Here is a 14067-nt window from a genome sequence, read left to right as displayed (position 1 = left end):
TCTGGTGAACGCCCCTCACACCGGCCCTCTCCCCCTGGGGAGAGGGTTAGGGTGAGGGGGTCTATTGATTACCCGCCCACACCACCATCACCTTATCGCCCTTGTGCTCGCGCACAAAGCCGTAGCCCTCTTTCATTGACAGCGTTGTTTGCTTGCCTTCACCCACCGCCGGATGACGGGCGCGGAACTGCCCCAGAAGCTGCCAGTGGGCGACAGTTAACGCCTGTTTACCCGTGACGTCCTGCCAGTTCATATCCGAACGGGTTCCCTGTAGCGGATCGGAGCCCGTCGGGCCGAATGGACGCTCTGATTCATCGCCGTAATAGATCTGGACGCTTCCCGGTGCCAGCAGCAGTAACTCAGCGGCGCGCTGGCCCCCTTCACGGAACAGACGCGTATCATGGGAGGAGAGATAGCTCAGCACATTAAAACTTTGCAGCTTTTCTGCCATTTGCTGCCAGGTCAAATCCATATCGGCCAGACAGTCCACCGCTTTCGCCGCCTGCTCCTGATAGTCAAAGTTGATCATCGCATCGAAGCCGTGGCGGTAATAATCGCTCTGCATCACGCCGTGGCCCCAGGATTCACCGGTCATCCAGAATGGCGCATTGTCGAGTTTTTTGTCCGGGTTGGCGGCTTTCCACGCGGCCAGCGCCTGGCTGGCCTGGTTTTTCAGTTGCTGCCAGGCTTCAGGCTCAACGTGCTTAGCGGTATCGACCCGGAAGCCGTCGATGCCGTAGTCACGTACCCACTGGCTGAGCCAGTGGGTCAGGTAATCTCGCGGCGTGAAATTCGTCATCACTTTCGCGTTGGTGTCGGGCTTGTGTTGATAAAAGTTCGGCAAACCTGACGGGATCTTAGATTCCGTTTTCAGATCCGGCAGGAAGGCCAGCGACATGGTCAGATCGTCAAAGCCCGGGTTGTCATAATCACCGATATCGGTACGGATCCATTTTTTACCCCACCATTTTTCCCATGCGGCTTTGTCACTGAAGTTGATGTAATCGTTGAAGCTGTGCCAGCTTTGACCGGCGCCTGGCTTCCAGTCAGTCCAGCGCTCGCCGAGGGTTTTTTTCAGCTCATCGCCCTGCAAATAGAGCGCGCCAAACTGATACTCCTGCATATCTGCAAGCGTCGCATAACCCGCGTGGTTCATGACAATGTCAAACAGGACGCGGATACCGCGCCTGTGCGCGTCGTCGACAAGCTGGCGTAAATCATCTTCGCTGCCCATGTTGGCGTCGAGTTTCGCCCAGTCCTGAGTGTAATAGCCGTGATAGGCGTAGTGGGGGAAATCCCCTTTGGTGCCGCCGCCAACCCAGCCGTGGATTTGCTCCAGCGGTGAGCTTATCCAGAGCGCATTCACGCCCAGTTGCTGAAGGTAATCCAGTTTGCTGGTAAGCCCTTTCAGATCGCCGCCGTGGAAAGTACCAATCTCCTGCATACCGTCTTTATGGCGGCCATAGCTGTTGTCGTTGGTGGGGTCGCCATTTACGAAGCGATCGGTCAGCACGAAATAGACGGTGGCGTTTTGCCAGCTGAATGGCGCGGGTTTGTCCGTCTCGGCGCGCTCAAGCAGCAGCAGGCCATTGCTGTTGGCGGCTGGCTGAAGAATTACTTTGCCGTTTTGAACGGTCGCGGTCTGTTTGCTGTAAAAATCACGCACCACCGTGCCTTCCGGAAAGGTGTTAACGACATCGATCGTGAGCGGTTTGCCGTCCCACTTCGGGCACTGGCGGGTAACGTTTGCGACAGGCTGTGGCGCCGCACTTTGTACCGTCAACATCAGCGTCGGCGTTCCCGAGCGCGTATCAATACGCATCTGATAAACGCCGTCACGGAATAACCGCCACTGCGGTGGGGTCCCTTCGCAGGGTTTGAGCGACAGCATCTCGTTGAGTTTGTTGGCACCTGTCGGCTGCCAGCACGCGTTATCAAGACTCAACGTCAGCGGGCGGGTACCCTTCGCAAGCGTTGCCTGGCTGGTAAAGACGCCGGTACCTTCAGCGCTAAACGCGTTAAATTCCGGCGATGACCAGTCGGCATGCGCGAATGCGGGTAACATCAGAACAGCTAATGCAGTGCGTTTCATTCCATTTTCCTGTCGCGGCATTTTTGACCAGTGTGCCACTCGGCTCAGGGGAAAAACTCCTCCTCTGAGGCTTTCTGCCAGGAGGACGCGAAGGGATGAGTGATCCCGCGCAAAATTAGGCAGTTATCTGCGATATCGCGCACATTTTTCCAGTGCTGGTGATTTAATGAGCATGTTCCGGATGACATAGTTTCGGAATTGGACTATTTGTATACGTGCTCTTGAGGACTATTTTTGGTATGATTTGAGATTCCGCTCTCAAATTTTTGAAGAAAATAAGGTGTTGGAATGTTTATATCCGACCAGGAGACCTAATGATATCGACTCCCATTCGACGATATGGGGCCGCGATACTCATGTTACTCACCATGGCATTTTCAGGTGAGGTGCTTGCAAAGACGCACGCGGATACAACGAGTAAGAAAGCCCACGTAATAAAGACGACAAGCAGTAAGGTTAGCAGTAAACAAGAGTATTCTCGCAATAGTGCAAAGAGTAGTTCACTTCCTGATTTGCGAAAATACCCTTCCGGGACACCAAGGAAAAAAGCGTTTCTCCGGACGGTAATGCCTTACATTAAAAGTCAAAATGCCGCGATTACTGCGGATCGTAACTGGCTGATCTCCAAACAGTACGATAGCCGCTGGTCGCCGTCTGAGCGCACTCGCCTGAAAGACATCGCCAAACGCTATAAAGTGAAGTGGAGCGGGAACACGCGTCGTGTGCCGTGGAACACTCTGTTAGAGCGTGTGGACATTATTCCAGGCAGTATGGTCGCGACAATGGCCGCCGCCGAAAGCGGTTGGGGCACCTCGAAGCTGGCGCGCAACAACAACAATCTGTTTGGCATGAAATGCGCAAAAGGTCGTTGTACTAATGCACCCGGCAAGGTGAAGGGCTATTCACAGTTTGAATCGGTGAAAGATTCCGTGAATGCCTATGTGGTGAACCTGAACACCCATCCGGCCTACTCCTCGTTCCGTAAGTCACGCGCTCAGCTGCGTAAGGCGGATCAGGAAGTAACGGCTACGGCGATGATCCACAAGCTGAAAGGTTATTCCACTCAGGGACAGCGTTATAACAATTACCTGTTCTCCATGTATCAGGATAACCAGCGTCTGATTGCCGCACATATGTAATGAAAAACGCCTTCCCCTGGAAGGCGTTCTTTTTTCTAGAGCAGGACTTCACTGTACCGTTCCCGGTACTCCTTCGGCGTGGTGTCATACTCTTTTCTGAACACCGAATAGAAATACTGAAGCGACGGATAGCCGCACATCTGTGAAATCTCGTTGATCGACAGCGAGGTGGAGATCAGCAGACTGCGCGCTTTCTCCAGCTTTTCCGCATGGATCACGGCGTGAATCGTCTCACCGACTTCCTCTTTGAACCGCTTCTCCAGATTCGAACGTGAAATGCCGACCGAATCGAGCACCTGATCGACCTTAATCCCTTTGCAGGCATGATTGCGAATGTAGTGCATCGCCTGAATCACGGCCGGATCGTTTAAGGAGCGGTAGTCAGTTGAGCGACGCTCGACCACGCGAACGGGCGGAACCAGCAGACGCTGGAGCGGCAGGGATTCGTTGTCTAACAGTCTGTGCAGCAGCTTTGCGGCCTGATAGCCCATCTGACGGGTACCCTGAGCCACGGATGAGAGCGCCACGCGCGACAGATAGCGCGTAAGCTCTTCGTTATCAATACCAATCACGCACAGCTTTTCAGGCACCGGAATATGCAAATGTTCGCACACCTGTAATACGTGGCGGGCGCGGGCGTCCGTCACGGCGATAATCCCTGTCTGGGGTGGCAGCGTTTGCAGCCAGTCAGCCAGGCGATTTTGTGCGTGCTGCCAGTTTTCTGGCGCGGTTTCCAGCCCCTGATAAACGACGCCGCGATATTTCTCCTGGGCAACCAGCTGGCAGAAGGCATATTCACGCTCCATCGCCCAGCGCTTTCCGCTGGTGGCGGGCAATCCGTAAAACGCAAAACGATGTACGCCTTTCTCCTTTAAATGGAGGAAGGCGGTCTCGACCAGAGCATGGTTATCCGTGGCGATATAGTGAACGGGGGGGTAATGTTCCGGTGTATGGTAAGAGCCGCCAACGCCCACGATAGGCACGTCGACGCCACTCAGCAACTGTTCAATCACGGGGTCGTCAAAGTCAGCGATGACCCCATCTCCCAGCCAGTCTTTGATGTTCTCCAGACGGGTACGAAAATCTTCTTCGATGAAAATATCCCATTCGGATTGCGACGCCTGCAAATATTCGCCAACCCCTTCAACCACCTGCCGGTCATAGGCTTTGTTGGCATTGAATAACAACGTAATGCGGTGACGCTTTTCAAACATGGCTCATTTCCCAAATTAGTCACGATAGTGTTATCAGGCGCGCCGCTTGGTGGCAGAGTCCATCCAGACTGCCAGCAAAAGAATGGCACCCTTGACGATATACTGCCAAAACGTCGGCACGTCCATCATACTCATCCCGTTATCCAGCGAAGCCATAATAAATGCGCCCATCACCGCCCCCGCCACGCTGCCAATGCCCCCGGCGAGGCTGGTCCCGCCAATCACGCAGGCGGCGATGGCGTCCAGCTCGGCAATGTTACCCGCAGACGGGGAGCCCGCCCCCAGTCGCGAACTGAGGATCAGCCCCGCGATGGCCACCATCAGGCCGTTGATGGCAAAGACGGCGAGTTTGGTGCGTTCTACGTTGATACCAGATAAACGCGCGGCTTCCAGATTGCCGCCGATGGCATAAATACGGCGACCGAATGCGGTACGTGTGGCCATAAACATCCCACCTAACAGCAACAGCGCCAGCAGCAGAACGGGCGTTGGGACACCGCGATAATCGTTTAACAGCCAGATGGCCCCCAGCACAATCACCGCAGTAAGCGCCTGACGGCCGACAACCGAGGTTGAGGCAGGCGAGGTCAGCCCCAGCGCCTGGCGACGCATGCGTCCTCGCCATTGCCACGCGACAAACGCCATCAGCCCAACCACGCCGATCGTAAAACCGACGCCATCAGAGAGGTAGCTTTGGCCAATCTGGGACATCGAGGCGCTGGTCGGGGAGACGGTGGTGCCGTTGGTGATCCCAATCAGAATGCCGCGGAAGGCCAGCATCCCCGCTAAGGTGACGATAAACGACGGGACTTTACGGTAGGCCACCCACCAGCCATTCCACGCCCCCAGCAGCAGACCCAGCACCAGCGTGACCGCAATCGTCAGCGGCAGCGGCCAGCCTAGCCAGACGTCAAAAATTGCCGCCACGCCGCCGAGCAGACCCATCATCGACCCTACCGACAGGTCAATTTCCGCTGAGATAATCACAAAGACCATCCCCACCGCCAGGATCCCGGTGATGGCGGTCTGACGCAGCAGGTTAGAGACGTTACGTGCGCTTAAATAGGAGCCATCGGTCATCCAGGTAAAGAACAACATGATCACGATAATGGCGGCAATCATTACAAAAACTTGCAGATTCAGCGATTTAAGTCCTGCGAACGCACCGGGCGTCGGAACAGCGACTTTAATATCAGACGGGTTGCTTTTCGACATGGCGTTCGCTCCTTAAGGCAGCTTCCATCACCTGCTCTTGCGTCAGGTTTTGGTTGTTCAGGTTGGCTTTGAGTTTCCCTTCATGCATGACCAGCACGCGGTCGCTCAGCCCCAGCACTTCAGGCAATTCGGACGAGATAACAATGACGGCAATCCCTTGCTGTACAAGCTGGTTGATCAACTTGTAGATTTCATACTTCGCGCCGATATCGATCCCGCGGGTGGGTTCGTCCAGAATTAAAATGCGCGGATTAAGCAGCAGGCAGCGCGCCAGAATCGCTTTCTGCTGGTTGCCGCCGCTCAGGCGTCCTATCGCCAGCTCCGGCGAGGAGGTTTTCACCTTGAGCCGGGCAAGCGACTGGAGAATACACTGCTGTTCTGCGGCATCATCCAGGCTGCTCAGCGCGCCGGAAAACTGGCTGAGCGCCGCCAGCGTGATATTTTTTCCCACCGCCATTACCGGCACGATGCCGTCTTTTTTGCGGTCTTCTGGCACCATGGCAATGCCCTTAGCAATAGCCTGCTGGCAGTTGTCGATTTTTACCGGCTGACCGTCGATATAAATTTTGCCTTCCCAGCGCCCCGGCCAGACGCCAAAGAGACACTGCACGGCCTCGGTTCTTCCCGCACCCACTAAACCCGCAATGCCGAGAATTTCGCCGCGGTGCAGCGAGAAGGAGAGGTTATCCACGCGCTTGATATGGCGGTTAACGGGATGCCACGCCGTCAGGTTTTCCACGCGCAGGAGCTCTTCGCCGATGGTGTGCGGTTCGTTGGGATACAGCGCGGTGAGTTCGCGACCCACCATCATGGTGATGATGTCATCCTCGCTCATGCCTTCTGCTTCACGCGTGCCGATGTGCTGCCCGTCGCGGATGACGCAGATGGTGTCGGAAATGGCTTTCACCTCATTGAGCTTGTGCGAAATATAGATGCAGGCGATACCGTGGTTTTGCAGATCGCGGATGATATTGAGCAGTACGGCGGTTTCCTGTTCGGTGAGTGAGGCGGTTGGTTCGTCGAGGATCAGCAGGCGCACCTGTTTGTTCAGCGCCTTGGCGATCTCGACCAGCTGCTGCTGGCCTAAACCTAAGTCGCCCACGCGCGTATCCGGTGAGATAGCCAGGCTCACCTGAGCCAGCAGTTTTTCGCAGCGCAGCGTCATGGTGTCGTAATCCAGTACGCCGTGGCGTGAGAGTTCGGCACCGAGAAAGATATTTTCCAGCACGGTAAGGTGCTTCACCAGCGCCAGCTCCTGGTGAATGATAGCGATGCCTTTACGTTCGGTATCGCGAATGTGCGTGGCCTGGAGCACCTCACCGGCAAAAACGATTTCGCCCTCGTAGCTGCCGTGCGGGTAGATCCCGCACAACACTTTCATCAGCGTGGATTTTCCCGAGCCATTTTCACCGCACAGCGACATCACTTCGCCGGGATTCAGCCGCAGGCTTACGTTATCGACTGCTTTCACCGCCCCGAAGGCTTTGGTGATGCTTTTCATTTCAAGTAAATAAGACATAACTGCTCCGCATAGCCCAACAGATGAACAGGGCAGGTCAATGCGCCCCTGCCGGGCAGGGGCTGCGCTGGATTACAGTTCACTCTTCTTATGGAAACCGTCTTTCACCACGGTGGCGTCAATATTCTCTTTGTTGACTTCGATAGGGGTAAGCAGGCGAGCAGGTACGTCTTTCAGGCCGTTATTTAACGTCGCGTCTGCTTTAGGTTGCTGGCCATTGCCCAGCTCAACGGCAATTTCGGCGGCCGTATTGGCAAGCTCGGTAATGGGCTTATACACCGTCATGGTCTGGGTACCCGCGATGATGCGTTTTACACCCGCAAGGTCGGCGTCCTGTCCGGAAATAGCGACTTTCCCGGCCAGTCCCTGCGCGCTCAGCGCCTGAATGGCGCCACCCGCAGTGGCATCGTTAGAGGCCACCACCGCATCGATTTTGTTGTTATTTGCGGTCAACGCGTTTTCCATAATTTTCAGCGCGTTTTCCGGTAACCAGCCGTCAGCCCACTGGTCGCCGACGACTTTAATTTTGCCCTCGTCGATATACGGCTTCAGCACTTTCATTTGTCCCTGGCGGAACAGTTTGGCGTTGTTATCCACAGGCGAGCCGCCCATCAGGAAATAATTCCCCTGAGGCACTTTTGCGACCAGGCTTTTAGCCTGTAATTCGCCCACCTTTTCATTGTCGAACGAAATATAATAATCAATATCGGCATTATTAATCATGCGGTCATAAGCCAGGACTTTTATCCCTTCCTGTTTCGCTTCTTTCACCACGTTGCTTAATACCTGGCCGTTATACGGGATAATGACCAGCACATCGACGCCACGGTTGATCATATTCTCGATTTGCGACATTTGCGTCTCTTCGTTGCCGTTAGCGGACTGAACGAACACCTCCGCGCCGAGAGATTCCGCTTTTTTAACAAAGATATCGCGATCTTTTTGCCAGCGCTCCAGGCGTAAGTCATCAATCGCCATGCCGATTTTGACCTCTTTGGCATGTCCGGCAAAGCTTGCAAGCAGGAGAGTAGTGCAGAGCGTTAGGGTCAGGTTCTTTATCTTCATAATTATTAGGCCTTTTTGTAGGGGTATGTGTAGCTGAGATAAAAGAAACGTTCACTGCTGAGACGCAGCAAATTTTTAACGTGGAAAGGCCTGCTGGCAATTACAGATTTTTATCTTCTCATTACGATATTTGGTTTATTTCTGAATTTATGACCGCGATCGGATTTTAAAAAGCGTAACCTATTAATTACATTTGATTCTGGAATGCGCGCCGAAAAATAGTTTGTCTGCACATTATTTTGCGAGCCAGCGCACAATTGCGCATTATCTCAATAGCAGTGTGAAATAACGTAATTGAGCAACCTCCAATGTCTATTCACTATTACTCCAGAAGCAAGACCACGCCGCATACCCTGATTATGGAGCTCAATATGCAAGCTTATTTCGACCAACTCGATCGCGTTCGTTTCGAAGGCACGAAAACGACCAATCCTTTAGCATTTCGTCACTACAACCCGGATGAGCTGGTGCTGGGTAAGCGCATGGAAGATCACTTGCGCTTTGCCGCCTGCTACTGGCACACCTTCTGCTGGAACGGTGCCGATATGTTCGGCGTGGGCTCTTTTGACCGTCCATGGCAACAGCCGGGCGAGGCCATTGAGCTGGCGAAGCGTAAAGCCGACGTCGCGTTCGAGTTCTTCCATAAGCTGAACGTGCCGTACTACTGTTTCCACGATGTGGACGTGTCGCCGGAAGGGGCATCGCTGAAAGAGTATCTGAACAATTTCGCGCAGATGGTCGACGTACTGGCTGAAAAACAGCAGCAAAGCGGCGTGAAGCTGCTCTGGGGTACGGCTAACTGCTTTACCAATCCTCGCTATGGCGCGGGTGCGGCAACCAACCCGGACCCGGAAGTCTTCAGCTGGGCGGCAACCCAGGTCGTGACCGCGATGAACGCCACGCATCAGCTGGGCGGTGAGAACTATGTACTCTGGGGCGGTCGTGAAGGCTATGAAACGCTGCTGAATACCGACCTGCGTCAGGAGCGTGAGCAGATTGGTCGCTTTATGCAGATGGTTGTGGACCACAAACACAAAATCGGTTTCCGCGGCACGCTGCTGATTGAGCCAAAACCACAGGAGCCAACCAAGCATCAGTATGATTATGATGTCGCCACCGTGTATGGCTTCCTGAAGCAGTTTGGTCTGGAAAAAGAGATCAAAGTGAATATTGAGGCTAACCACGCTACCCTGGCGGGCCACTCGTTCCATCACGAAATTGCCTCTGCGATTGCGCTGGGCATCTTCGGCTCTGTCGATGCTAACCGTGGTGATCCACAGCTGGGCTGGGATACCGACCAGTTCCCGAACAGCGTGGAAGAGAATGCGCTGGTGATGTACGAGATCATCAAAGCGGGCGGTTTCACCACCGGCGGCCTGAACTTCGACGCCAAAGTGCGTCGCCAGAGCACCGACAAATACGATCTGTTCTACGGGCATATTGGCGCGATGGACACCATGGCGCTGGCGCTGAAAGTAGCGGCCCGTATGATTGAAGACGGTGAGCTGGATAAGCGCGTGGCGAAGCGCTACAGCGGCTGGAACAGTGAGCTGGGCCAGCAAATTTTGAAAGGTCAGTTATCGCTTGCGGAGATCGCGAAGTACGCTGAACAGCATCAGCTTGCGCCGCAGCATCAGAGCGGCCATCAGGAGCTGCTGGAAAACCTGGTCAATCACTACCTGTTCGATAAATAACAGCATCCAGGCCCGGTAAGCGCAGCGCCACCGGGCATTTTCGTCAAAGGAGCCACCACATGTATATCGGGATCGATCTTGGCACGTCGGGGGTGAAAGCCATCCTGTTAAGCGAGCAGGGCGATGTATTAGCCACGCAGACTGAAAAGTTGCAGGTTTCACGTCCGTATCCGCTTTGGTCGGAACAAGATCCGGAGCAGTGGTGGCAGGCGACAGAGCGTGCGATGAAAGCCTTAGGCGAGCAGCATAGCCTGCGCGACGTGAAAGCGCTGGGCATTGCCGGGCAAATGCATGGCGCAACGTTGCTGGATAGTCAGCATCGCGTTCTGCGCCCGGCTATTCTCTGGAACGATGGCCGCTGTGCGGAAGAGTGCGCGATCCTTGAGGAGCGTGTGCCTGCGTCCCGCGAAATTACGGGCAACCTGATGATGCCCGGTTTTACCGCGCCAAAACTCCTGTGGGTGCAGCGTCATGAGCCTGAGATTTTTCGTCAGGTGGCGAAGGTTCTGTTGCCGAAAGACTACCTGCGTTTTCGCATGACGGGGGATTTTGCCAGCGACATGTCTGACGCCGCGGGCACGATGTGGCTCGACGTGGCGAAACGGGACTGGAGCGAGGCGATGCTGGATGCCTGCCAGCTGACGCGCGACCATATGCCTGCGCTGTTTGAAGGCAGTGAAATCACGGGCGCTTTGCAGCCTTCTGTTGCTGAACGCTGGAACATGCCAGCCGTACCTGTCGTCGCCGGCGGCGGCGATAATGCGGCGGGTGCGGTCGGCGTGGGGATGGTCGAGGCAGGGCAGGCCATGCTCTCGCTCGGCACTTCCGGCGTCTATTTTGCCGTCAGTGACGGGTATCGTAGCAACCCGGGAAGCGCCGTACACAGCTTCTGCCACGCGTTGCCGGGTAAATGGCATTTGATGTCGGTGATGCTGAGCGCGGCTTCCTGCCTTGACTGGGCGGCAAAGCTAACCGGAATGGCGGACGTCCCGGCGCTTATCACAGCGGCACAGCAGGCAGATGATAATGCCGGTGCGGTCTGGTTTTTACCGTACCTTTCCGGCGAGCGGACGCCGCATAACAACCCGGAAGCGAAAGGGGTGTTCTTCGGTCTTACCCATCAGCACGGCCCGGCAGAGCTTGCGCGCGCGGTGCTTGAAGGCGTTGGCTATGCTCTGGCGGACGGAATGGATGTCGTGCATGACTGTGGACTGACGCCATCCAGCATTACGTTAATTGGCGGCGGTGCACGAAGCAGCTACTGGCGGCAAATGCTTTCCGATATCAGCGGGTTGCAGCTGGACTATCGTACGGGAGGCGATGTCGGCCCGGCGCTCGGTGCGGCACGGCTGGCGCAAATTGCGCTGAACCCGGATAAACCACTGCACCAGCTTTTGCCCCAGCTGCCGCTTGAACGGCAGCATCGTCCTGATGCGAAAAATCATGCTCGCTATGCTGAAAGACGAGACGTGTTCCGCAAAATCTATCAGCAGCTTTTGCCGCTAATGTCATAAACAGGAGCCGGGTGGCGCTAACGCTTACCCGGCCTACCAGCCTTCAACCGGGTTAGCTTACAAACCTGCGCGTATCGATTCTTTGCAGCAACATTGACAGCAGCAGGCTGACAACCAGCGTAACGGTAAATATCCAGACAATATCCAGCACCGGCCAGCTTTTAAGCTCAACGCCGCGGGTGCGCAGGGCGTGGATCACCAGCGCGTGAAAACCGTAAATGCCCAGCGAGTGGCGAGAGATAAACCCCAGCACCGGAAGCGGGCGGGCATTCAGGGTGTTTTTAACCAGCGTCAGCAGAGAGATCGCGCAGATAAAGACCATCGGCCCGCAGTAGAGATACCAGGTATCGGCAAAGTTGCCGCGCCATTGCAGCTCATGCAGCGTCCCGCGAGAGATAATAAACACACCGACGAGAAACGCGGCCGCGCATAGCCAGTTTATTCCTCGCTTTTGCGTCTCCATCATGCCAATGGCGCGCCCCAGCATGCCGTACAGCACGTAATAAAACGTATCCCCGGTGATATAAAGGTTAACGGGCAGCCATTCAAAGCCATCAATTTTCTGTGAAACGGTATTCGGGTTGGCCACGATCCCGATTATTACCATCAAGGCCAGCAGCATTTTACCGCTGACGTTTTTTACCTGAATTAACGGTGACACCAGATAGATAACGATTATCGCGAAGAAAAACCACAGATGATAGAACACCGGTTTTTGCAACAAATTGAGCAGGGAACGTTCAGCGTTAATTGAAGTGAACAGGATGATATAGAGCAGCGAAATGGCGCTGTAAAACAGCAGACAGGAGACAATACGGATGAAATGTCTTGGCTGCGCGCTACGCTCGCCAAAAAAGAGAAAACCGGAAATCATAAAGAACAGCGGGACGCTCACGCGGGAGACCGAGTTCAGAATATTGGCGACATCCCAGTTAACAGGGCTGATACTGTGCGCGTTCGTGACATACCAGGTCGTTGTGTGGATCATCACCACCATCAGACAGGCTATTCCCCGCAGGTTATCAATCCAGTTAATTTTTGACTGCATCAGTTCCTCTGTATTCCTGATAAAAAAAGTGTGACTGCGATTGTGTAAAACTTTTCCCTTGGAAAATTCTGAGTTTAGCCAGGCTAACTTGTAGGGAGCTGGCGAGATTCGCAGAATGACGGACTTTAATCTATAAACGTGTTGCTACTAAAAATAACAGCCACTGACCAGGGCGGTAATAAAAATGATGATGAAGCGTGGGGTGTCACTCTTTCTGCTGCTCTTATTAACAGGATGCAGTGCTTCTGAGGAGATACCTGTCCAAAAAGCGCAGCAGGGGAAAATGAGCCCGGAGCGTTCTCTGAATATGGAACAGCTGTGCAGGGATCAGGCGGCTCACCGCTATAATTCCGAAGCACAAAAAATTCATATAAACGGCTTCGAGCGCTTTCAGGGAAGCTATGAACTGAAAGGCTATACGGCGCGTAAAGAGGGCTTTGTCTGCTCTTTTGATGCAGACGGCCAGTTTTTACATCTCTCAATGCGTTAAATTGCTCGTATAAGCAGCAACCAGAGCCTTCGCAGGTTCTGGCTGTAGGGCTTATTCCCCAATTTTCCCTAAACAACCCCGTTTCGTACTGTATATCTTGCAGCCAGCGGGTATACTGATCCCTTCCATTTAAAACCACACGTATCCAGCACGAAATACTATGCAAAAGTTTGATACCAAGACCTTCCAGGGCCTGATCCTGACCTTACAGGATTACTGGGCTCGTCAGGGCTGCACCATTGTTCAACCTTTGGACATGGAAGTTGGCGCAGGCACCTCACACCCGATGACCAGCCTGCGCGCGTTAGGGCCAGAGCCAATGGCGACCGCCTATGTGCAGCCATCCCGTCGTCCGACCGATGGACGTTACGGCGAAAACCCGAACCGTTTGCAGCACTACTATCAGTTCCAGGTGGTGATTAAGCCATCACCCGACAACATTCAGGAACTGTACCTCGGGTCACTGAAAGAGCTGGGTATGGATCCAACCATTCACGACATTCGTTTCGTGGAAGATAACTGGGAAAACCCAACGCTGGGTGCCTGGGGTCTGGGTTGGGAAGTGTGGCTGAACGGCATGGAAGTGACCCAGTTCACTTACTTCCAGCAGGTTGGCGGTCTGGAATGTAAACCGATTACCGGCGAAATCACCTATGGTCTGGAACGTCTGGCCATGTACATTCAGGGCGTAGACAGCGTTTACGACCTGGTCTGGAGCGACGGCCCGCTGGGTAAAACCACCTACGGCGACGTGTTCCATCAGAACGAAGTGGAGCAATCCACCTATAACTTCGAATACGCGGACGTGGACTTCCTGTTCACCTGCTTCGAGCAGTACGAGAAAGAAGCCCAGCAGCTGCTGGCGCTGGAGACTCCGCTGCCGCTGCCTGCCTACGAGCGTATTCTGAAGGCTGCCCACAGCTTCAACCTGCTGGATGCCCGCAAAGCGATCTCCGTGACTGAACGTCAGCGCTACATTCTGCGTATTCGTACCCTGACCAAAGCCGTTGCAGAAGCTTACTACGCGTCCCGTGAAGCCCTTGGCTTCCCGATGTGCAACCGAAACAAATAAGAGGC

11 protein-coding genes are annotated in these 14067 nt (G+C 54.4%); 5 read left to right on the top strand and 6 right to left on the bottom strand.

What is annotated here, in order from left to right; all coding sequences use genetic code 11:
• Positions 1-61 precede the first annotated feature (61 nt).
• On the bottom strand, positions 62-2092 hold the full coding sequence (locus FZF21_RS21085) for an alpha-amylase (protein ID WP_149121151.1): 2031 nt from the start codon (positions 2090-2092) through the stop codon (positions 62-64).
• Between the two features lie 314 nt (positions 2093-2406).
• Here FZF21_RS21085 and FZF21_RS21080 point away from each other — a divergent pair, with 314 nt between their 5' ends.
• Entirely contained in the window at positions 2407-3231 is an 825-nt protein-coding gene (locus tag FZF21_RS21080; RefSeq protein WP_023295596.1) for a protein bax, read from the top strand.
• A gap of 35 nt (positions 3232-3266) precedes the next feature.
• Here FZF21_RS21080 and xylR read toward each other — a convergent pair whose 3' ends face one another.
• The 4 genes from xylR to xylF all read right to left on the bottom strand — a co-directional run bounded on the left by xylR (position 3267) and on the right by xylF (position 8244).
• Complete coding sequence (xylR, locus tag FZF21_RS21075) at positions 3267-4445, bottom strand: D-xylose utilization transcriptional activator XylR (RefSeq protein ID WP_003860152.1); 1179 nt, start codon at positions 4443-4445, stop codon at positions 3267-3269.
• A 33-nt stretch (positions 4446-4478) separates the two neighbouring features.
• Positions 4479-5660: a xylose ABC transporter permease XylH gene (gene xylH, locus FZF21_RS21070; RefSeq protein WP_017693799.1), complete on the bottom strand. Its 1182-nt coding sequence runs from the start codon at positions 5658-5660 to the stop codon at positions 4479-4481.
• Positions 5638-7179 carry a xylose ABC transporter ATP-binding protein gene (locus FZF21_RS21065; RefSeq protein WP_015572746.1) on the bottom strand — a complete coding sequence of 514 codons (1542 nt, stop codon included), beginning with the start codon at positions 7177-7179 and terminating at the stop codon, positions 5638-5640. The genes xylH and FZF21_RS21065 overlap by 23 nt, the downstream gene beginning before the upstream one ends.
• Before the next feature lie 72 nt (positions 7180-7251).
• A complete protein-coding gene (gene xylF, locus FZF21_RS21060; RefSeq protein WP_006808602.1) occupies positions 7252-8244 on the bottom strand; it encodes a D-xylose ABC transporter substrate-binding protein in 993 nt (330 codons plus the stop codon).
• A 371-nt stretch (positions 8245-8615) separates the two neighbouring features.
• Here xylF and xylA point away from each other — a divergent pair, with 371 nt between their 5' ends.
• Together xylA and xylB are read left to right on the top strand one after the other, a co-directional pair.
• Positions 8616-9938: a xylose isomerase gene (gene xylA / locus FZF21_RS21055; RefSeq protein WP_026080557.1), complete on the top strand. Its 1323-nt coding sequence runs from the start codon at positions 8616-8618 to the stop codon at positions 9936-9938.
• 59 nt (positions 9939-9997) lie between these two features.
• Positions 9998-11452 carry a xylulokinase gene (gene xylB, locus FZF21_RS21050; protein ID WP_032669007.1) on the top strand — a complete coding sequence of 485 codons (1455 nt, stop codon included), beginning with the start codon at positions 9998-10000 and terminating at the stop codon, positions 11450-11452.
• A gap of 52 nt (positions 11453-11504) precedes the next feature.
• Here the strand turns inward: xylB and FZF21_RS21045 are convergent, their stop codons facing one another.
• Positions 11505-12500 carry an acyltransferase gene (locus tag FZF21_RS21045; protein WP_047736592.1) on the bottom strand — a complete coding sequence of 332 codons (996 nt, stop codon included), beginning with the start codon at positions 12498-12500 and terminating at the stop codon, positions 11505-11507.
• A 184-nt stretch (positions 12501-12684) separates the two neighbouring features.
• Here FZF21_RS21045 and FZF21_RS21040 point away from each other — a divergent pair, with 184 nt between their 5' ends.
• Positions 12685-12990 carry a YsaB family lipoprotein gene (locus FZF21_RS21040; protein WP_017693801.1) on the top strand — a complete coding sequence of 102 codons (306 nt, stop codon included), beginning with the start codon at positions 12685-12687 and terminating at the stop codon, positions 12988-12990.
• 160 nt (positions 12991-13150) lie between these two features.
• On the top strand, positions 13151-14062 hold the full coding sequence (gene glyQ, locus FZF21_RS21035) for a glycine--tRNA ligase subunit alpha (protein WP_003860141.1): 912 nt from the start codon (positions 13151-13153) through the stop codon (positions 14060-14062).
• The last annotated feature ends 5 nt before the right edge of the window (positions 14063-14067 follow it).

The organism is Enterobacter sp. LU1 (assembly GCF_008271405.2).
Classification (GTDB): Bacteria; Pseudomonadota; Gammaproteobacteria; order Enterobacterales; family Enterobacteriaceae; genus Enterobacter; species Enterobacter hormaechei_C.
Note: the sequence above shows the minus strand (reverse complement) of the source record. Positions and strands in the feature narration are given on the sequence as shown.

What these genes read in the sequence shown, in the direction of transcription:
- xylH (WP_017693799.1), bottom strand. Translation starts at nt 5,660, where the DNA reads ATGTCGAAAAGCAACCCGTCTGATATTAAAGTCGCTGTTCCGACGCCC.
- FZF21_RS21040 (WP_017693801.1), top strand. Translation starts at nt 12,685, where the DNA reads ATGATGATGAAGCGTGGGGTGTCACTCTTTCTGCTGCTCTTATTAACA.
- xylR (WP_003860152.1), bottom strand. Translation starts at nt 4,445, where the DNA reads ATGTTTGAAAAGCGTCACCGCATTACGTTGTTATTCAATGCCAACAAA.
- FZF21_RS21045 (WP_047736592.1), bottom strand. Translation starts at nt 12,500, where the DNA reads ATGCAGTCAAAAATTAACTGGATTGATAACCTGCGGGGAATAGCCTGT.
- FZF21_RS21080 (WP_023295596.1), top strand. Translation starts at nt 2,407, where the DNA reads ATGATATCGACTCCCATTCGACGATATGGGGCCGCGATACTCATGTTA.
- xylB (WP_032669007.1), top strand. Translation starts at nt 9,998, where the DNA reads ATGTATATCGGGATCGATCTTGGCACGTCGGGGGTGAAAGCCATCCTG.
- FZF21_RS21065 (WP_015572746.1), bottom strand. Translation starts at nt 7,179, where the DNA reads ATGTCTTATTTACTTGAAATGAAAAGCATCACCAAAGCCTTCGGGGCG.
- glyQ (WP_003860141.1), top strand. Translation starts at nt 13,151, where the DNA reads ATGCAAAAGTTTGATACCAAGACCTTCCAGGGCCTGATCCTGACCTTA.
- xylF (WP_006808602.1), bottom strand. Translation starts at nt 8,244, where the DNA reads ATGAAGATAAAGAACCTGACCCTAACGCTCTGCACTACTCTCCTGCTT.
- FZF21_RS21085 (WP_149121151.1), bottom strand. Translation starts at nt 2,092, where the DNA reads ATGAAACGCACTGCATTAGCTGTTCTGATGTTACCCGCATTCGCGCAT.
- xylA (WP_026080557.1), top strand. Translation starts at nt 8,616, where the DNA reads ATGCAAGCTTATTTCGACCAACTCGATCGCGTTCGTTTCGAAGGCACG.